Annotated in this window: 12 protein-coding genes; 4 read left to right on the top strand and 8 right to left on the bottom strand. The window is 38.3% G+C overall.

The window, feature by feature from the left end; translation table 11 throughout:
- Positions 1–31 precede the first annotated feature (31 nt).
- From MHI10_RS01655 to MHI10_RS01645, 3 genes are read right to left on the bottom strand one after another with little or no spacing between them, the layout of a single operon-like run.
- Positions 32–1,144, bottom strand: a complete 1,113-nt coding sequence (locus tag MHI10_RS01655; protein ID WP_340782357.1) for a Zn-dependent alcohol dehydrogenase — start codon at positions 1,142–1,144, stop codon at positions 32–34.
- A 32-nt stretch (positions 1,145–1,176) separates the two neighbouring features.
- Complete coding sequence (locus MHI10_RS01650; RefSeq protein ID WP_340782355.1) at positions 1,177–2,685, bottom strand: aldehyde dehydrogenase family protein; 1,509 nt, start codon at positions 2,683–2,685, stop codon at positions 1,177–1,179.
- Positions 2,685–3,974: a lyase family protein gene (locus MHI10_RS01645; RefSeq protein WP_340782352.1), complete on the bottom strand. Its 1,290-nt coding sequence runs from the start codon at positions 3,972–3,974 to the stop codon at positions 2,685–2,687. Before MHI10_RS01645 ends, MHI10_RS01650 begins: the two co-directional genes overlap by 1 nt.
- Positions 3,975–4,178: 204 nt before the next feature.
- Here MHI10_RS01645 and MHI10_RS01640 point away from each other — a divergent pair, with 204 nt between their 5' ends.
- Complete coding sequence (locus MHI10_RS01640; protein WP_340782350.1) at positions 4,179–4,976, top strand: IclR family transcriptional regulator; 798 nt, start codon at positions 4,179–4,181, stop codon at positions 4,974–4,976.
- A gap of 253 nt (positions 4,977–5,229) precedes the next feature.
- On the top strand, positions 5,230–6,666 hold the full coding sequence (locus MHI10_RS01635; RefSeq protein WP_340789112.1) for an MFS transporter: 1,437 nt from the start codon (positions 5,230–5,232) through the stop codon (positions 6,664–6,666).
- Positions 6,667–6,837: 171 nt separating this feature from the next.
- On the opposite strand, the gene MHI10_RS01630 is transcribed toward MHI10_RS01635, so the two are convergent.
- From MHI10_RS01630 to MHI10_RS01615, 4 genes are all read right to left on the bottom strand, one after another.
- The gene (locus MHI10_RS01630) at positions 6,838–8,043 is read right to left on the bottom strand and encodes an RtcB family protein (RefSeq protein ID WP_340782349.1); all 1,206 of its coding nucleotides are present in this window, start codon (positions 8,041–8,043) and stop codon (positions 6,838–6,840) included.
- A gap of 135 nt (positions 8,044–8,178) precedes the next feature.
- The gene (gene hutI / locus MHI10_RS01625; RefSeq protein WP_340789111.1) at positions 8,179–9,408 is read right to left on the bottom strand and encodes an imidazolonepropionase; all 1,230 of its coding nucleotides are present in this window, start codon (positions 9,406–9,408) and stop codon (positions 8,179–8,181) included.
- A 45-nt stretch (positions 9,409–9,453) separates the two neighbouring features.
- Entirely contained in the window at positions 9,454–11,115 is a 1,662-nt protein-coding gene (gene hutU / locus MHI10_RS01620) for a urocanate hydratase (protein WP_340782348.1), read from the bottom strand.
- Between the two features lie 82 nt (positions 11,116–11,197).
- Positions 11,198–12,538, bottom strand: coding sequence for a YjiH family protein (locus MHI10_RS01615; RefSeq protein WP_340782347.1), 1,341 nt, complete (start codon positions 12,536–12,538; stop codon positions 11,198–11,200).
- Between the two features lie 156 nt (positions 12,539–12,694).
- Here MHI10_RS01615 and MHI10_RS01610 point away from each other — a divergent pair, with 156 nt between their 5' ends.
- Entirely contained in the window at positions 12,695–14,146 is a 1,452-nt protein-coding gene (locus MHI10_RS01610) for a helix-turn-helix transcriptional regulator (RefSeq protein ID WP_340782346.1), read from the top strand.
- Between the two features lie 669 nt (positions 14,147–14,815).
- Here MHI10_RS01610 and MHI10_RS01605 read toward each other — a convergent pair.
- On the bottom strand, positions 14,816–16,660 hold the full coding sequence (locus MHI10_RS01605; RefSeq protein ID WP_340782345.1) for an SLC13 family permease: 1,845 nt from the start codon (positions 16,658–16,660) through the stop codon (positions 14,816–14,818).
- A 402-nt stretch (positions 16,661–17,062) separates the two neighbouring features.
- Between MHI10_RS01605 and MHI10_RS01600 the strand changes: the two genes are divergently transcribed.
- A complete protein-coding gene (locus tag MHI10_RS01600) occupies positions 17,063–18,553 on the top strand; it encodes a catalase (protein ID WP_340782344.1) in 1,491 nt (496 codons plus the stop codon).
- The last annotated feature ends 103 nt before the right edge of the window (positions 18,554–18,656 follow it).

Here is an 18,656-nt window from a genome sequence, read left to right as displayed (position 1 = left end):
ATTCCTTTATCTAGTTACTAGATATATAGATTTATTCGAATTCTATAACTGCACGACCAACATTTACACAACAAGCATCGTGGAATGAATCAAATGCTTTATTAATATCTTCTAATTTAATTCGTTCTAAAATCAGTTCATCTAGCTTAAATTTCCCATCTAAATATAGCTGAGCAATCATTGGGAAGTCACGGAAAGGTTGTGTATCACCGTAGAAACTTCCTTTTAATACTTTCCCTACTCGGTGGAATCCACCTGCAGGTAAGCTTAATTTTTGTTCTGGATTGAACGCACCGACAACAACAATTGTGCCACCTTTACGTGTGATTTCCCACGCGCTTTCCGTACAAATTGTATGCCCTGAGCAATCAATTGCATAATGTACACCTACGCTATTTGTAATCTCTTTAATAATTTCTTTTAAATCTTCTGTTCTAGAGTTAATCGTATGTGTTGCACCAAACTCTTTAGCAATTTCTAAATTTGCATCCTTAACATCAATGGCAATAATTTTCCCTGCACCTGCAATAGCCGCTCCTTGAATTGCATTGACACCCACGCCACCTATACCAAAAATCGCTACCGTTGAACCGGGCTTTACACCAGCTGCATTTACAGCAGCACCGTATCCTGTTGCAACTCCACAACCAATTAATGATGCTTGTGCTAATGGCATCTCATCAGGTATTTTCACACAAGACATTTCTGGCACAACAGCATATTCAGCAAACGTCGATAATAATGAGTTGTGATATACTTTTTCTCCCTCTAAACTTAAGCGTGTTGTATCGTCTAATAATGTACCTGTAAACATTGGACCGAAAGCTGATTCGCATAAATGAACTTTGCCTGTAACACAAAACTCACACGTACCACAATATGGAACCCAGCTTAACGCTACTTTATCGCCCACTTTTACATTCGTTACACTTGACCCTACCTTTTCAACAATACCGGCCCCCTCATGACCTAAAATTGTTGGCGTTGGTGTCGTTTTATCTTCTACAGCATTTAAATCACTATGGCAAACACCCGTAGCCGCTATTTTCACTAGTACTTCATTATGCTTCGGTTCAGCTAATTCTACTTCTAAAATAGATAATGGTTTATTGATTTCTGTCATAACAGCAGCTTGCATTTTCATAATTAATTCCCCTTATTGTTGTAATCTTTTAATTAGTAAGCAAACCAAATTGCTCGTTGTTTTGTAAAGGCAGATAATGAATGAACGGCATACTCTCTCCCCCAACCACTTTGCTTTACGCCTCCAAATGGACTTGCAAAGTCATAGCATCCGTAACGATTCACGAATATCATGCCTGCATCTAATTGATTTGCTACACGATGTGCACGAGATGTATCTCCTGTCCATAAGCCCGCTGCCAATCCGTAAATAGTATCATTGGCCATTTCGATAACTTCTTCTTCTGTTTCAAATGGAATTACACAAAGTACAGGGCCAAAAATTTCTTCCTGTGCAATTTTCATTGTATTTTTGACATCAGCAAAAATAGTCGGTTTTACAAAGTAACCGTCTGCATTCGTACCTGTTACATCACGCTCACCACCTGCAACAATACGAGCTCCTTGTTCCTTACCGCTTTCGATATATGCTAAAATCGATTCCATATGCTCTTTTGATGCCTGTGCACCTTGATCACTCGTTGGATCAAAAGGATCGCCACATTTATAATTCTTTGCCATCTCCGCTAATTTCCCTACAACCGTATCGTAAATCGAATTTTGAACGAATAATCGCGTTGGAGATGAGCATTTTTCCGCTTTATGTGTGAATAAACCAATAAATGAACGATCAATCGCTGCATCTAAATCTTTGACATCATCAAAAATAATATTTGGTGATTTTCCACCTAGTTCTAATGTTACAGGCTTTAAATTACTATCCGCCGAGTCATGCACAAGCTGTTTACCGATTTTTGTACTACCTGTAAATGAAAGTTTATCAATGCCCATATGTTTACTAATATAAGCCCCAACTTCCCCATTACCTAACACTAAATTTATTACGCCTTTCGGTAATACATTCGCCTCATCAATAATTTCGAATAAACGAACAACCGAGAAAGAAGTTTTATCGGCTGGCTTCAAAACTACTGTGTTCCCCGTTGCTAATGCAGGTGCCATTTTTAGTACCGCCATTTGAATTGGGAAATTAAACGGCACAATTTGACCACAAACACCAATTGGATCACGTGTTGTCACACTTAAGAAATTACCATCAACGGGATTATTTTCACCATAATACTTATCTGTCCAGCCCGAGTAATATTCAAATAAATCGTGCGCTTCTTGCACATCATCATTAAATGCTTCTGAATAAAGCTTACCGTTATCCAGTGCCTCTAACGTTGCAAGTTCTGCATGATGCTCTGTAATTAAAGCTGCAATTTTACGAAGGATACGCCCTCGCTCTTTATTGCTCACATTTTTCCAAGCTTCGTTTTTTAAACCTTCTTTCGCTGCTACTACAGCTTTGTCAACATCCTCTTTTGTAGCACAGAAAAAATCACCTAATACTTTCCCATTTGCTGGGTTAATCGATTCAATGGTTTTACTTCCGTCCATCCATTCTCCATTGATATAACTTTTTTTCGTTTCTTTTAGCCACTCTTCTGCCCATTGTAATTTTGGTTGTTCAATTCCTTCAAAGTTTTTCTGTGTCATTACTTTTCCTCCTCATTAATTCCTTGCTCATTCAGCAATCGTATCGTTTCACTGTAGCCAAACTTTTCTTTCAAATCACAAATTTGAGGGATTCGCGAGTTTGCAAGTGTGTCACATCTTGCTTCATTCGCAATGATTCCTTCAAAACATTGTTTTCTAAAATTATGAATACATTTGGTCAGCATATAGATTCCATCTAATAGATGAATCCCCGCAAAGTTTTCAAATACATTTAAATCTAAATCACCATGCTCAAATGTCGCTTGAATAACTCTCTCAATACCGATAATTTCTGCACAGCATTGGATGACAGTTTCAGGAATAACAGGGTTAACTTTTCCTGGATAAAATGATGACCCCGCCTGAATTGCTGGCAACAAAATTTCAGCAAAACCTGCTTCAGGACCGGAAGAAAGCAAACGTAAATCTTTAGCGATTTTTAACAAAGCGCTTGCAAATAAGCTAAGCTGCTTTGAAACATCTACTAAATCATCAATATTTTGCGCTGCATCAAATAAATTTTCCCTTCTGCTAACCGGAAGTTCCGTCACTTCTTTTAGCTTCTGAATAATAATTTTTTTGTACAGCGTACTTGCTCCCTCACCTTTTCCGATAACAGTACCACCTAAATTTATTGTTAATAACTCTTCCACTGCATCAGTTAATTTTTTATGCCTTCTTTTTATCACAGATTCAAAACCGCTAAATTTTTCACCTAATTGCATACGAGAAGCATCTTGTAAGCAAGTTCGTGAAATCGTTGCAATCGGCATAAATTCGTTCGTTTTCCGATTCATCGTAGCAATCAAATCAGCCGTTTCAGCAGCCAATTTCTCATACGCTTCATTAATAGCTAAACGAATAGCCGTATGACATACATCTGATGTAGATTGCGATGCATTCACGTGATCTATAGGATGAACAATAGAATAAATACCTTTTGCCTCATTGCATAAATTCGCAATGACTTCATTGATGTTCATATTAATGCCAATCCCACCGCCACCATGATAAACATCAACAACAAACTGCTCCAAATGTTGCCCTTGCAATAACGTATCGCAAGCATCTACTATTTTCTCTTTAACTATTCTTGAAATTACATTATCTTCAAAGTTTGCTAACGCTGTTGCTTTCTTTACATATACTAAACTCCTTATATACTCCTTATATTCGCTTAGTATATTCTTTGAGAAAGTTAAATTCTCTTTTGTACGAATAGTTTGTATTCCATATAGAACATCATCATCAATCTGTACTGTTCCGAAATCGTCCTTCTCAATTCGCATAAAAATTCGCTTCCTTTTTGTAAACAGACAACAGCCTCTACACCGTCGAAAGTTCACATTATGAACGTAATATTCATATTAAGAACATTAATAAAAGTATATTATTGCATTTTTTAAAAGTCAATATATTTCGATTGTTTAAAACAATTCAAATTCTAAACTTCGTAGGTAGATGTTTCAAAATGAAATATGTATAATGAAACCATGAATAAAAATAATTTATCGTTAAATAAAAATGTTAAAGATAGCTCTACTGTTCAGGCAGTCGATCGAGCTCTCATGCTATTAAAACTTATAGGTGAAAGTAAATCCCCAGTTCTTTTAAAAGATTTAGTAACAATTAGCGGATTAAACCGAACAACTGTATGGCGCTTAATAGGTAGTTTAGAAAATCAAAGCTTAATCGAAAAAGACCCTCTAACAAATGGCTATCGACTCGGTTTTTTATTTTATCGATTGGCAAAGCAAAATGACCCAAATACGCCATTAATTCAACGGGCAAGGAAGACTTTAGAAAAATTAAGGGATATGATTGATGAAACAGTTATTTTAAGCGTCCCAAAAATCGATGGAATCTATGCTATCGATCAACTAGACCCATCGCATAGCGTACGACTGGCTGACTATACAAATACTGCTACACCAATTCAATATTACTATTGCACTTCGAACGGAAAATTATTGTTAAGTGAATTTACAGAAGTTGAGCTAGAACACTACTTGAATAAGGAGTTAACGGAAGAAGTTACACTTACTAATAAAATGAAGGTACAGCTAATTGAAGAGTTAAATTGGACTCGTCAAAATAAAGTAGGTATATCACTCGAGGAATATCAGGAAAATGAAAATGCAATGTCCGTACCATTATTTGATAAAAACCAAAATCTAGTAGCATTTATTACAATCGGAGGACCTAGCTTTAGGTTACCTAAAGAAGAGTTAATGAAACTAAAAGATTTTTTACTCCAAGCTGCCAGTGAAATTGAACAAGACTTAATTTAATTTTTTATCTTTAACATTTTTTTAGAAAAAAACTGGTCTACTATCCTTTTCAAAATAAAATACGGTCAAATTTAAAATGCCGAAACGTTGATAATTAAACGTTTCGGCATTTTTCCATTTTTAACATAGATTGACCAATCCTAGTTTTGAGCCACCACCCTTTTATCTCTCACTATCCCTCAATTTAGATAGCGCTTTCAAAAAACTAATTGACAATCTTGTGAACCTTTATTATATTTTAAATATTCGCATTATGAAGTTTCTGTTCACAATAAGAACAAAATTAATATCTTCCCTCTACACTCAATTAGATATTATTAACCGCAAAAGGATGGAGGATGATCGTTCAATGGGTTCTACAACTATTAACCAAACAAATAAAATCAAGCTTGATGATGTTCCACTAAATAAATTCCATATTAAAATTGCCGGTCTTACTTTCGGTGCCCATTTCACAGATGGTTATATTTTAGGTATTGTTGGATTCGCACTTACTCTTTTGACACCTCAAATGGGATTGTCTACATTTTGGGTAGGCTTAATTGGTAGCTCAGCGTTATTTGGTCTTTTCTTAGGTAGCCTTGTTTTAGGTTGGGTTTCTGACCGAGTTGGTAGACAAAAAATATTTGTCCTTAGCTTTATTTTGATTACGGTTGCATCAGTTTTACAGTTTTTCGCTGAAACGCCAGCAGAATTAGTATTTTATCGTATTTTAATAGGTATTGGGTTAGGTGGGGACTATAGTGTTGGGCACGCATTACTAGCAGAAGTTTCCCCACGTAAGCACCGTGGTCCTTTATTAGGATCATTTAGTATGATTTGGACATTTGGATACGTAGCTGCAAATATTATTGGGATTTATGCTACTAGTCTTTCTCCAGACGCTTGGAAATGGATGCTTGCTTCATCAGCAATTCCAGCGGTAATCATTTTATTCGCACGAATCGGTTCACCTGAGTCGCCTAGATGGCTGGCTAGTAAAGGACGACATGAAGAAGCTCTACAAGTCATTCAAAAACATTTTGGTCCAAATGTAATTTTAGAAGATCCGATTGAACAAGAGCAAACGCAAGAATCTAAAGGCTTTATGGCACTTTTCCATAAAGATATGATTAAACGTACGTTATTTAACTGTATTTTCTGGGTATGCTTAGTTATGCCTTATTTCGCAATTTACACATTCCTACCAATTATTTTAGATGAATTTGGTTTGCAGCAAGGCTTTGGCGTTGATTTATTATTAAATGGTTTATTAATTATCGGCGCTGTACTAGGTATTTGGTTCACAATTAAATTCACACGACGTGGATTCCTAATTTCTTCATTTGTTGTACTAATTATTTCACTTGGATTATTAAGTATTTTACCTAGTAATTCAACAGTATTAATGATTATTGCATTCTCTGTTTTCACATTAATATTATCCGCTGTAAGTAACTTAGTAGGCGTATTTCCAGCCGAAAGTTTCCCTACGGATATTCGTTCTTCTGGTATAGGTCTTGCAACTTCTATTAGTAGACTTGGTTCAGCTGCAAGTACTTTCATACTTCCTATGAGTATGGCAAACTTAGGTGTTCAAAACACAATGCTATGCTTAACTGGTATTTTAATTGTTGGTTTAATCGTTTCCGTAGCATGGGCACCAGAAACGAAGACTTTATCGTTAACAGAAGCGGGAGATACCCACTAATATTAAAAGAAGATTATAAAGTTGCAGAATGAGTAAAATGAACTCATTCTGCTTTTTATTTTACAACAAGATATATCGCAAGCTTATAAATAACTTCGAAACAGGCTTCGGTGTTGTACCTTTGCACAAATAAAAAACACACAGGCATCTCCCCACTGCCTGTGTACATGTCTATCTCACCCACTTATCACTCGCCTTAAAATTATAGACCGGTGTAACATGCTTTTGGATGTCTACTGTTTCGCCAATCTGATCCACAATTTCCTGCATCGGCTTGTATGCCATTGGTGCTTCATCTAGTGTTTCCTCTGATACCGAAGTCGTCCAAATACCGCTCATCGTTTCGGTGAAATCATCCATTGATAAATTTTTCATCGCGGCTGTGCGTGAATAAATTCGACCTGCTCCGTGTGGTGCGGATTCATTCCACTCTGCATTACCTTTCCCTACACAAATTAATGAGCCATCACGCATATTCATCGGAATGACTAACTGCTCACCCTTTGCCGCGCGGACAGCCCCTTTACGTAAAATCATCGAATCGGTATCAATATAGTTATGCACCGAATCAAACTGTGAACGGTATTCCCATTTCATATGTGCTGCAATGATTTGTGCAATGACTTTACGATTATCACGCGCAAATTGCTGGGCTAGTTTCATATCAGCAATATAATCCGTAAACAAATCACCTTCTAAGTAAGCTAAATCTTTCGGCACAACTGGGTTTTCTAACTTAAATGCTTGGATCATCGCTTGAATTTCCTGATGACGCCCTTGTTCTTTTAACTGATCCATCTTTTCCGTTAAATCTACACGCTGCAATGACTCAAATGCACGCTTTTGATGCCAGCTTGCCACCTTTGCCCCTACATAACGTGAGCCAGTATGGATGAGTAAATAGTGCATACCCGTATCGTCTTGTGCGAGTTCGATAAAATGATTCCCCCCACCTAGCGTACCAAGCGAACGATTCGTATAATCATCTTGCAAGCCGCGCGCAATAAATGCTTCATTTGTATATATTTCCGTTACATTCGTATTATCCACATTGTCATGAATCGCATTACCACTCGGAACAAAGCGTCGAATTGTTTCATCTAATTGATTAAAATCAATCTTACCCTTCCCAATTTCTGAAACGAGTACACCACAACCAACATCCACACCAACTAAATTCGGGACAACACGATCATTCAATGCAATCGTCGTACCAATAACACAGCCTTTTCCAGCATGGTAATCCGGCATAATACGCACCTTGGCTCCCTGCATAAAGGACTGATTGACCAACTCCTTAATTTGCACAATGGCAGCTTCTTGTGGGTTATTCGTATAAATGACAGCATCCGTATACTGACCTTTTACTTCAATCATTGAATTCACATCCTTCTCTTTATTTTTCTTATATCAATTATGGCATTACCTGAAAAAATTGTACAAACAATCCCTGAATTCTCCATAAATAAAAAGCGCAACCTCATTGAAGAGATTACGCTTCTAAATTACTTCTTACACCAAACTTCCACCTTGCACAACGACTTTCCCGGCTTTAATCACGGTATCCGTATGATTCATGCCATAGAAATATTGTAATTGCTTATAGTTCGGTACATTTAAAATAAGTACGTCCGCTTTTTTCCCATTTTCTAGCGTGCCGATTTCCTCACCGCGATTAATCGCATACGCAGAGTTGACCGTTGTCGCACAAAGCACTTCTTCCATCGTCATGCCCATATTCATGCATGCTAAATTTTGTACGAATGGCAAGCTAATTGTAGGAGATGAGCCCGGATTAAAATCTGTCGAAATGGCAACGGGTACACCACTGTCCACCATTAAGCGACCTCTTGCATAAGGTGCGCGTAAGAAAAAGGCTGTTCCCGGTAATAGCACGGCAATCGTTCCGGCTTTTGCCATCGCCTCAATGCCTTCATCTGAAGCAACGAGTAAATGCTCCGCTGAAATAGCACCTACTTCGGCAGCTAATTCCGCGCCTTCATATGGTTCAATTTCATCCGCGTGAATTTTTGGTGTTAACCCGTAAGCTTTACCCGCTTCTAAAACACGGCGTGATTGCTCTGGCGTAAAGACACCTTTCTCACAAAACACATCATTAAATTCTGCCAAACCAAGTTCAGCCACTTTTGGAAGCATGTCATTGATGACTAGCTCAACAAATGCCTCCTCGTTCCCTTTATACCCAGCTGGCACTGCATGAGCACCCATAAATGTCGAAACAATATCTACTGCATGTGTTTCTTGCAATTTCTTCGCTACTTCTAATTGTCTTTTTTCTGTTTCCCAATCAAGACCGTAGCCCGATTTCGCCTCGACCGTTGTAATGCCATAGCGTAAAAAGTCATTTAAATGATTGTACGTTTTGTCATATAGTTCATCAAAGCTTGCTTCACGTGTTTTTGTTGTCGTGTAATGAATGCCACCACCTGCATTCATTATTTCCATATACGTTTTTCCAGAAAGACGCATATTCAACTCATGCTCACGCGTTCCACCATGCACTAAATGTGTATGGCAATCTACAAATCCAGGCATAACAATTTTCCCGGCTGCATCAATCACTTCCGCACTTTGTACTAAGTGCGGAAATGCTGCTTCAAGCTCTTCAAGCCGTGCAACCATCATGATTTGCTCGCCATCTAAAAGCACACAAACATCTTTTTGCAATCCAAGTTCACTCATCTGTTCTTGGCGACGAGGACCTTTTACATCCGACTGCATCGTAATAACTTCATTTGCATTTTTAATTAAAATTGCCACAGTTTATCACCCTTTTAACATTGGCATATTAACGCCTTTTTCTTTTGCTGTACGAATTGCGATTTCATAGCCTGCATCCGCGTGACGTACAACGCCCATTCCTGGATCTGCTACTAATACGCGATTAATTTTATCTGCTGCTAATTGTGTGCCGTCTGCTACTAACACTTGGCCTGCGTGCTGAGAATAACCCATTCCTACACCGCCACCATGATGTAAGCTTACCCAGCTTGCGCCACCTGCTGTATTGACTAAAGCGTTTAATAACGGCCAATCTGATACTGCATCTGAACCGTCCATCATCGCTTCTGTTTCACGGTTTGGTGATGCTACTGAACCTGAATCTAAATGGTCACGACCGAAAACAATTGGTGCCTTTAATTCGCCATTTGCAACCATTTCATTTACTTTTAATGCGAAACGATGACGATCGCCATAACCTAACCAGCAAATACGTGCCGGTAAACCTTGCCATTTCACCATTTTTTGCGCCATATCAATCCAATTTACTAAACCTTCATCATGCGCAAACATTTCTTGTGCAAGTTTATCTGTTTTGTAAATATCCTCAGGGTCTCCCGATAATGCTGCCCAGCGGAATGGTCCTTTTCCTTCACAGAACAACGGACGAATATAAGCTGGGACGAAACCTGGGAAATCAAAGGCATTTTCTACGCCCATTTCTTTTGCGTAAGCACGGATGTTATTGCCGTAATCGAATGTTTCAGCGCCTGCTTCTTGGAATTCAAGCATTGTGCGAACATGTTCTGCCATCGTTTCTTTTGCAAGACGCTCATATGTTTTCACATCTGATTTGCGCAGTTTTAACGCTTCTTCCAACGTCATGCCATTTGGAACATAACCATTAACAGGATCATGCGCAGAAGTTTGGTCCGTTACGAAATCCGGAATGATGCCACGGTTTAATAATTCGCGGTTTACATCTGCACAGTTTCCTACTACTCCAATTGAAGCCGGTTCATTCGCAGCAGTTAGCTTATTCACAAGTGCAATCGCCTCATCCACTGTTTCAACAAGATAGTCACAATAACCTTCTTTAATTTTACGTTCGATGCGTGTACGATCTACTTCTACAACTAAAATAACCGCGCCCGCCATTTTTCCAGCTAGTGGTTGTGCACCACTCATACCGCCCATACCACCTGTTAAAATGAACTTCCCACGTAAATCAGGTGTACCAAACTTCTTTTTCCCTGCTTCAACAAAGCTTAAATACGTCCCTTGTAAAATTCCTTGTGCCCCGATATAAATCCAAGAGCCTGCCGTCATTTGACCGTACATCATTAAGTTACGCTCTTCTAATTCATAGAAATGATCCCAATTCGCCCATGCAGGTACTAAATTTGAGTTCGCAATTAGTACACGTGGTGCATTTTCATGCGTTTTAAATACCGCAACTGGCTTACCTGATTGCACAAGCATTGTTTCGTCATTTTCTAATACTTTTAATGTATCAATCATTTTATCGAAGCTTTCCCAATCACGTGCCGCCTTACCAATACCGCCATAAACAACTAACTCATCTGGATTTTCTGCAACTTCCGGATCTAAGTTGTTCATCAACATGCGCATCGCTGCTTCTTGTGTCCACCCTTTGCATGTTAATTCATTACCTCTTGGTGCACGAATGTTTGTTTTAAATACCATAATAAATCTCTCCTTTAAAGTTACTAGTTTATTACGCCTATTTGGTAGTTTTCCTTAGACGTATTACGTGATGTTGTTTTAATTAAAATAAGAAAAACGCGATTGGTGTTACGATGATAAGTGTTAAGACAACTCGCTGGAACCAAATGATGATCATTTGGCGAATCGTTAACGGAATATCTGTTGATAAAATGACCGGTATTACCGCAGAGAAGAATAAAATAGCTGAAATCGAAATAACTGCAATAATAAATTTCGTCACCATATCCGCACCCACTACAATTACTGCTGGTAAAAACATTTCAGCAATTGACACGGACATTGCTTTCGCTGCTAACATTGGCTCTGGAACTTGCAATAAATAAGTAAATGGCGCAAAAATATACGCTAACCAATCAAATAATGGCGTATACGTAGCAAGGACCAAACCTAGTAATCCAATTGATAGAATAGAAGGAATGACACCCATTGCCATAATAAAGCCATCTTTTAAATGAATATATAAGTTCTTCCCTAATGATGGAGTAGCGCCTGCTGCTTCCACCGCTTCTGTCCAAGCCGTTTTCAGACGATCCTTTTTCACCACTTTTTCTGGCTGTGGTGTCGCATCTTCATAATAGTCATCTTTAATTTTGTTTAACGGATAAATACGTGCTGTAATAGCCGTTACGATAAACGTCACAACGAGCGTTACCCAGAAAAATGTATTCCAATGCTCCATTAAATCTAATGTTTTCGCGACAACGACCATAAATGTTGCCGATACCGTGGAGAAGCCTGTTGCAATAATGGCCGCTTCACGCGCTGTATATTTTCCTTCCTTATACACACGGTTCGTTAAAATTAAGCCCACTGAATAACTTCCTACAAATGAAGCAACCGCATCTACTGCCGAGCGACCCGGTGTTCTAAAAACAGGCTTCATAATTGGTTGCATGAGTACCCCTATAAACTCAAGCAATCCATAACAAACAAGTAGGGCTAAAAAGACAGATCCAATCGGAATAACTAAACCAACTGGCTTAATTAATTTCTCTAATAAAAATGGACCGATATCTGGATTAAATAGCCAAGCCGGGCCGAAACCAAAAATAAGCATGACACCCGCCACAAGTCCACCGATTTTAAAAATAGATAGCACCATCGTTACAGTTGAAGTTTTCCATTTCTTCGTGATAAATGGATAGAACGCGCCAAGCACAAGTAAAATTAAGACATAGCCGTTCACTAATGCTGGTGTGTAAGTAGAAACCGCATTCACAACGTGGTCGACTAAAATCGTTTTCTTACCATTCCATTCAAATGATACAAAGAAACTAAAAATCCCAATGAAACTGCAAATAATCATTTTCACAAATAAAGATAATTCGGATTTCCCAACTTTCCCGACCTCTTGATTTTGTTCCTGTTGATAATTTGTCATTATTTCACCCCTTTGTCTTACTATAGATTTCTTTCAATTCAGAATAAATGGAATAAATTACGCCATTATAGTAAAATTCTATAGTAATGACGTATTTATTAATTATTAATAGTAATTTTATTTAAAACAGAAGTTTTATAAGGTGGGATGTAGTTGATGCGCATTTTATTACTCGAACGTGACCAAATGGAAATACAAGGGATTGAGTGGTATTTAAAAAATTACTTTTCAAGTGGAATGAAATTTTCGGGGATTACAAATGCCACGGATTTAGAGCAGATGCTTCATTCGTTTGAGCCAACCGTTCTTATGCTCGACGTGTCACTTGTTACAGCACATATTGAAAAACTATTAAAAAATCGATCGATTCACATTATTTGTTTTACCGCACAGCCTATTTTCCAACATGCAATGAAAGCAATTTCACTGCAAGCAAAGCAGTTATTTGTGAAACCTATTCCTTTAGAGCAGCTAAAATCAGCCTTGGTGACGTTACCAAAATTAGAGGGGACCATCTCATTTGCCAATCCAATACAGACGGATGCTCGAATGTATGTTGATTTATTTTTAAATTCACCCCAAATTATTCATTCAGCACAATCAAAATTCATTTTAATTGAACCATCCAATTTCAATTCGAATTTACAACTTTATCATTGGCTTGTGCAATCACCGATTTTTTCGCAGCTCACAGCATTTCCATTGCAAAAGCGGATTTTATGTTTAATTTCGGGCCAAGAACAGGCGCAATTCATTAAAAATTTGCGCTTAGTTATACAGGAATGGTATATGATGACCGAGGAATTTTTAAATATTGCTATTTATGATGGAATGGATGCAACATTGCGAGATATGTATGCAGAGGCAAAACAAGTGCTGACACAACGCTTTTACAAAGGCTATGAACATATTTTTCTAACATCAGAATCCATTTCCTTATCGCATTTGGATCCGTTACTCACACCTGAGGAACAGCAACTTTGGATAACTTCATTAGAGGATGGAAATTTATCTGCGGTGAAACAGTTTCTATATAAATTAACTGCACCGAACTGCTATTATCCACAAGAGGAAGTACGCATTCATCTAACGAGCGTGCTTGCACAAATTCGCCGTTTCATGCTAAAGCACCATTTACAGCAGCAAGTAAAAATCGAGCAGCACTATCGCCAATTATTTTCGTTAATTTTAGATGAGCCGATTCTTTATACAATTGTACAGGAGATGATCTTTTTCACGCAGTCTGTTTTAACGTTCGCCAAATCCGCACGCATGCAACAGCTAACAGATTATAGTGAATTGGCTATTGAACAAATTGAAAAACTATATTTAAATAGCGATTTATCTCTCATATTAGTTGCAGAACAATTGCGGATTACACCGAATTATTTAAGTCAACTTTTCTCAAAAAAGCAAGGTGTAACATTTAAGCGATACTTGCAACAATACCGCATACAAAAAGCTGAAAAGATGCTCCTTGAAACAGATTACCCCATTTCTGAAATTGCAGAAATGAATGGTTTTGTTGATAGTAATTATTTCATTAAAGTATTCCGAGATCATACAGCCTTAACACCGTTTAAATACAGAAAAATGTATAGATCGTGATTGGCTGGTTTTGTGGTGGCTAGTATCATGAAGGTCGAGCTAGTGGATCGGGAATTTCGGCTAGACACTAGAAAAGTTAGCCTATTCAAATGTAATTTGGCTGTTATGCGGTAACTTTTGGCTATTAAATCGCGATTTGGCTATTAACGAGGGTAAATTGGCTATTAACTGCTCAAAAGTGGCTATTATACGATGAGTTTTGGCTATTAACCCAACTCTTTTGGCTATTTTCGCATGTATTTTGGCTATTAACTCTGCGACGCCCCTAACGCTTACCAAAAACGTCTATTATACGTTGAATTTTAGCTATTATCGCCGCAGATTTAGCTAGTTTCTGCTTCGAGGTGGAGCTAGCTAACATAAATAAACAAACCAAAACAACACTCCATAAAAAAAGACATGATACGCTCCTAAAAACGCGCATCATGTCTTTCATATTTTCATTTCAATCAATTACGCCTCGGCGTAATTGCGTCCAGATTTTTTCGAGCGAGCTCGAAAAACTTCCCTTAAAAATCTGTGACATCCGCCGGGGCTTAGGCCAACACGATGTTGGTCACTTAGGCGTTGCCGCACGACGCGGCGTTCTTAGCCTAAGATCTTTTATTTCAGCCGGGGTTTGAACCCCAGCTGAATAGAATTGCACTTTTTGGCATTTGCTGAATCAAGTTAAAATGGGAATAACAATGGCACCGCAATCATCATGACAATAAACATCACAACTTGTAGCGGGACACCAATTTTCACAAAGTCCATAAATTTATAACCACCTGCAGTTAATACAAGCGAGTTGGTTGGTGAAGCAATCGGTGTCGCAAAAGCCATACTTGCTGCTGTTGCAACTGCAATCATAAAGGTGTACGGATTGACGTCCATTGCAAGTGCTGCTGTAATCGCAATCGGTGAAAATAGGACAGCTGTTGCCGTATTACTGACAAACTGACCAAATACAACGGTTAATAAGTAAACGCCCATCAACACACCATACGGACCATAATCACCGAGCACCGAAATAATGCCGTCTGCTAGTATCGTCATCCCACCTGTTTTTTCAAGTGCTGTCGCCATCGGAAGCATCGCCGCAACAAGTACAATACTTTCAAAATTCATCTTGCTATACGCATCATCCATATTGCGTAAACAGCCAGTAATAATCATTAACACCGCACCGATTAATACCGCGATTACAGCATCAAACACTTCGAATACCATAAGCGCAATCATAAATGCCATAATGATTCCTGCAAGCGGTGCTTTCCCATTTGCTGCTGCCACACCTGCATGTTCGCGCGGCTGACCTACAACGACAACGTCCTGCGTTTCGCGCGACAGCAGTTCAATTTCGTCCCATTTCCCCTGAACTAAAATCGCATCTCCAAAACGCAATTTTTGTGCCGCCATACTTTTTAAAATATAATCCCCTTTTCGGTTAATACCAAGAATATTTAAATTATATTTCTCACGGAAACCAATTTTACTAACTGTCTCACCAATTAAGCGTGATTGTGGTGTTAATAATACTTCCGCAACGCCTATTGTTTTTGAAACAAGTTCTTCCGCATCATCTTCAAACGGCTGCACTTGCACGCCATATTCCGTAGCAAAACGTTCAATATCCTCTGCCATTCCTTGCATATATAATTCATCGCCGCTGTGAATAACACTTGTTGGTCCGGCAATTTCTTGGTACGTCATCGGCAAAAAATTCATGCCATCTGCCGCGCCACGTTTAATTTTCATAATATAAATTTGATAATTTGCAGGCAATTTTAAATCCGCCAATTTTTCATTCACAATTAGCGAATCTTCTGCTACAACAACGCGGAATAGCTTATCTTGTAAATTATATTCTTGCACAATTTTTTTCGGCGCTAGCTTATAACCTGCACTCGACTGTGTACGTTTTTTATCATTCGGCAACAATATATTGCGCACCAATACTAAATACGTAATAACCGTAATCGTCGCAATGATACCAATTGGGGTAATCGTAAAGAACCCTAACTTTTCAAACCCATGATCCACTAATGTTTGCGAGGCAATTAAGTTCGTCGGCGATGCGATCAGCGTCATTAAGCCCGACATACTCGCGATATAAGATAATGGCAGTAAAAACTTTGATGGGCTCACTTTAATACTGATTGCAATGGATACAACAATCGGCAACATAAGCGCAACGGTTCCAGTATTACTCATAAACGCTCCAACTGTTGCAACAATGATTAGCAATAAAATAAATAAGCGCAACTCGTTATCTCCGGACCATTTCAGTAGTAAGTTTCCTGCCATTCCAGCAAGGCCCGTTCTTAAAATCCCTGCACCTACGACAAATAATGCCGCAATCATAATGACGACTGAATTTGAAAAACCTGCTAAAGCTTCTGCGGGTGTTAAAATTTCAAGCACGACAAATGCTAGTAATGCCATAACCGCAACTAAATCTCCACGTAAACGATTCGTCATAAACAAAACAATCGTTACTGCTAAAATTACAAAAGTTAAAGTTAATTCCATAGTAAATCCCTTTCTTTCTATATTCATGTAACATTATAAGTGAACGGTTGATGGAAAAGGGAATAACTTACCGCCGTTTTCAATTAGAATTCACTTTTTCAATAGCATGACAACAAAAGGACATATTCATCACTTCCCATTTAGAATCCTTCAAGTTTTATCTCCAATACGAAAAAAGTGTTTTATTACATATTAGAGCATATTTAATCATTTAATACACATTATCATAAGAAAAGAACTAATCAGCTAGAACAAAGTAATAATTCCCCCTCTTTTTTGGTATAAATCCATTACTATATAAATTACTTAAAAAGAATTATTATAATCTAGTAGAAATTAAGTAGAGAATTTGTTATAGTTATTTATGAAGAGATTCTTAATTTCACTTTGGAGGTATAAAACATGACAAATGAACGTTTAACAACAATTACTGGTGCACCAGTCGTAAGCAATGACAATTCTCAAACAGCTGGTCGTCGTGGCCCACTCCTATTACAAGATGTATTTTTAATCGAAAAATTAGCAAACTTTAACCGTGAAGTTATTCCTGAACGTCGTATGCACGCAAAAGGTTCTGGTGCATTTGGTACGTTTACAGTAACGCATGATATTACAAAATATACAAAAGCTGCAATTTTCTCTGAAGTTGGCAAAAAAACAGATATGTTCGCACGTTTCTCAACAGTAGCAGGTGAGCGTGGAGCTGCGGATGCAGAACGCGATATTCGTGGTTTCGCATTAAAATTCTATACAGAAGAAGGAAACTGGGACATGGTAGGAAACAATACGCCTGTATTCTTCTTCCGTGATCCACTGCACTTCCCAGATTTAAACCACGTTGTAAAGCGTGATCCAAAAACGAATATGCACAATCCGAACTCAAACTGGGACTTCTGGTCATCACTTCCTGAAGCATTACACCAAGTTACCATTGTAATGTCTGACCGTGGTATTCCAAAAGGTTACCGACATATGCACGGTTTCGGCTCTCACACATACTCAATGATTAACGATGCTGGCGAACGCGTTTATGTAAAATTCCACTTCCGTACGCAGCAAGGTATTGAGAACTTGTCGGGTGCTGAAGCGAATGAACTAATTGGGAATGACCGCGAATCTTCACAACGCGACCTATTCGATTCAATCGAAAAAGGCGATTTCCCGAAATGGAAAATGTACATTCAAGTAATGACTGAAGAACAAGCACGCGGACGTAAGGACAACCCGTTCGATTTAACAAAAGTTTGGTATAAATCAGAATTCCCATTAATTCCAGTTGGTGAATTCGAATTAAATCGCAACTCGGAAAACTACTTTGCCGATGTTGAACAAGCTGCATTTGCGCCATCAAACGTCGTACCTGGTATTAGCTTCTCACCAGACCGTATGTTACAAGCACGTTTATTCGCTTATCAAGATGCAACTCGTTACCGTTTAGGTGTAAACCACCACCAAATTCCAGTAAACACACCAAAATGCCCATTCATGGTTTATCACCGCGATGGCGCTGGGCGTGCAGATGGCAACCGTGGTAGCGCGATTTCTTACCATCCAAACAGCTATGGTGCATTACAAGGTCAATCACAATATCAAGATCCTGCACTCGCTTTAGATGGTCCAGCGGATATTTATGATTTCGCAGAAGACGACAACAACTACTTCGAGCAACCAGGTAAGCTATTTAACTTAATGGATGACGAGCAAAAACAAACATTATTTAACAACACGGCTGCTGACATGGCGCCAGTTGAAGAGTTCATTAAACGCCGTCACATTTTACACTGCTACTTAGCGGACCCAGCATATGGTGAAGGTGTAGCAAAAGCAATGGGTCTTTCATTAGAAGGTATGGATCTTTCAAACCCATATTCAAAAGAAGTAAATACGAAATAACAACTACTATTTATTTTGAAGCTGTAAAAAATCCTATCAATTAGGGTTTCTTTACAGCTTCTTTCATTTTCCCCAAAGGAAATTCCAATTTTAATAGAATTTA

Source organism: Solibacillus sp. FSL K6-1523 (assembly GCF_038005225.1).
Classification (GTDB): Bacteria; Bacillota; Bacilli; order Bacillales_A; family Planococcaceae; genus Solibacillus.
Note: the sequence above shows the minus strand (reverse complement) of the source record. Positions and strands in the feature narration are given on the sequence as shown.

What these genes read in the sequence shown, in the direction of transcription:
- hutU (WP_340782348.1), bottom strand. Translation starts at nt 11,115, where the DNA reads ATGGTATTTAAAACAAACATTCGTGCACCAAGAGGTAATGAATTAACA.
- MHI10_RS01645 (WP_340782352.1), bottom strand. Translation starts at nt 3,974, where the DNA reads ATGCGAATTGAGAAGGACGATTTCGGAACAGTACAGATTGATGATGAT.
- MHI10_RS01635 (WP_340789112.1), top strand. Translation starts at nt 5,230, where the DNA reads ATGAAGTTTCTGTTCACAATAAGAACAAAATTAATATCTTCCCTCTAC.
- MHI10_RS01655 (WP_340782357.1), bottom strand. Translation starts at nt 1,144, where the DNA reads ATGAAAATGCAAGCTGCTGTTATGACAGAAATCAATAAACCATTATCT.
- hutI (WP_340789111.1), bottom strand. Translation starts at nt 9,408, where the DNA reads ATGCAGTCGGATGTAAAAGGTCCTCGTCGCCAAGAACAGATGAGTGAA.
- MHI10_RS01600 (WP_340782344.1), top strand. Translation starts at nt 17,063, where the DNA reads ATGACAAATGAACGTTTAACAACAATTACTGGTGCACCAGTCGTAAGC.
- MHI10_RS01650 (WP_340782355.1), bottom strand. Translation starts at nt 2,685, where the DNA reads ATGACACAGAAAAACTTTGAAGGAATTGAACAACCAAAATTACAATGG.
- MHI10_RS01640 (WP_340782350.1), top strand. Translation starts at nt 4,179, where the DNA reads ATGAATAAAAATAATTTATCGTTAAATAAAAATGTTAAAGATAGCTCT.
- MHI10_RS01605 (WP_340782345.1), bottom strand. Translation starts at nt 16,660, where the DNA reads ATGGAATTAACTTTAACTTTTGTAATTTTAGCAGTAACGATTGTTTTG.
- MHI10_RS01610 (WP_340782346.1), top strand. Translation starts at nt 12,695, where the DNA reads ATGCGCATTTTATTACTCGAACGTGACCAAATGGAAATACAAGGGATT.
- MHI10_RS01630 (WP_340782349.1), bottom strand. Translation starts at nt 8,043, where the DNA reads ATGATTGAAGTAAAAGGTCAGTATACGGATGCTGTCATTTATACGAAT.
- MHI10_RS01615 (WP_340782347.1), bottom strand. Translation starts at nt 12,538, where the DNA reads ATGACAAATTATCAACAGGAACAAAATCAAGAGGTCGGGAAAGTTGGG.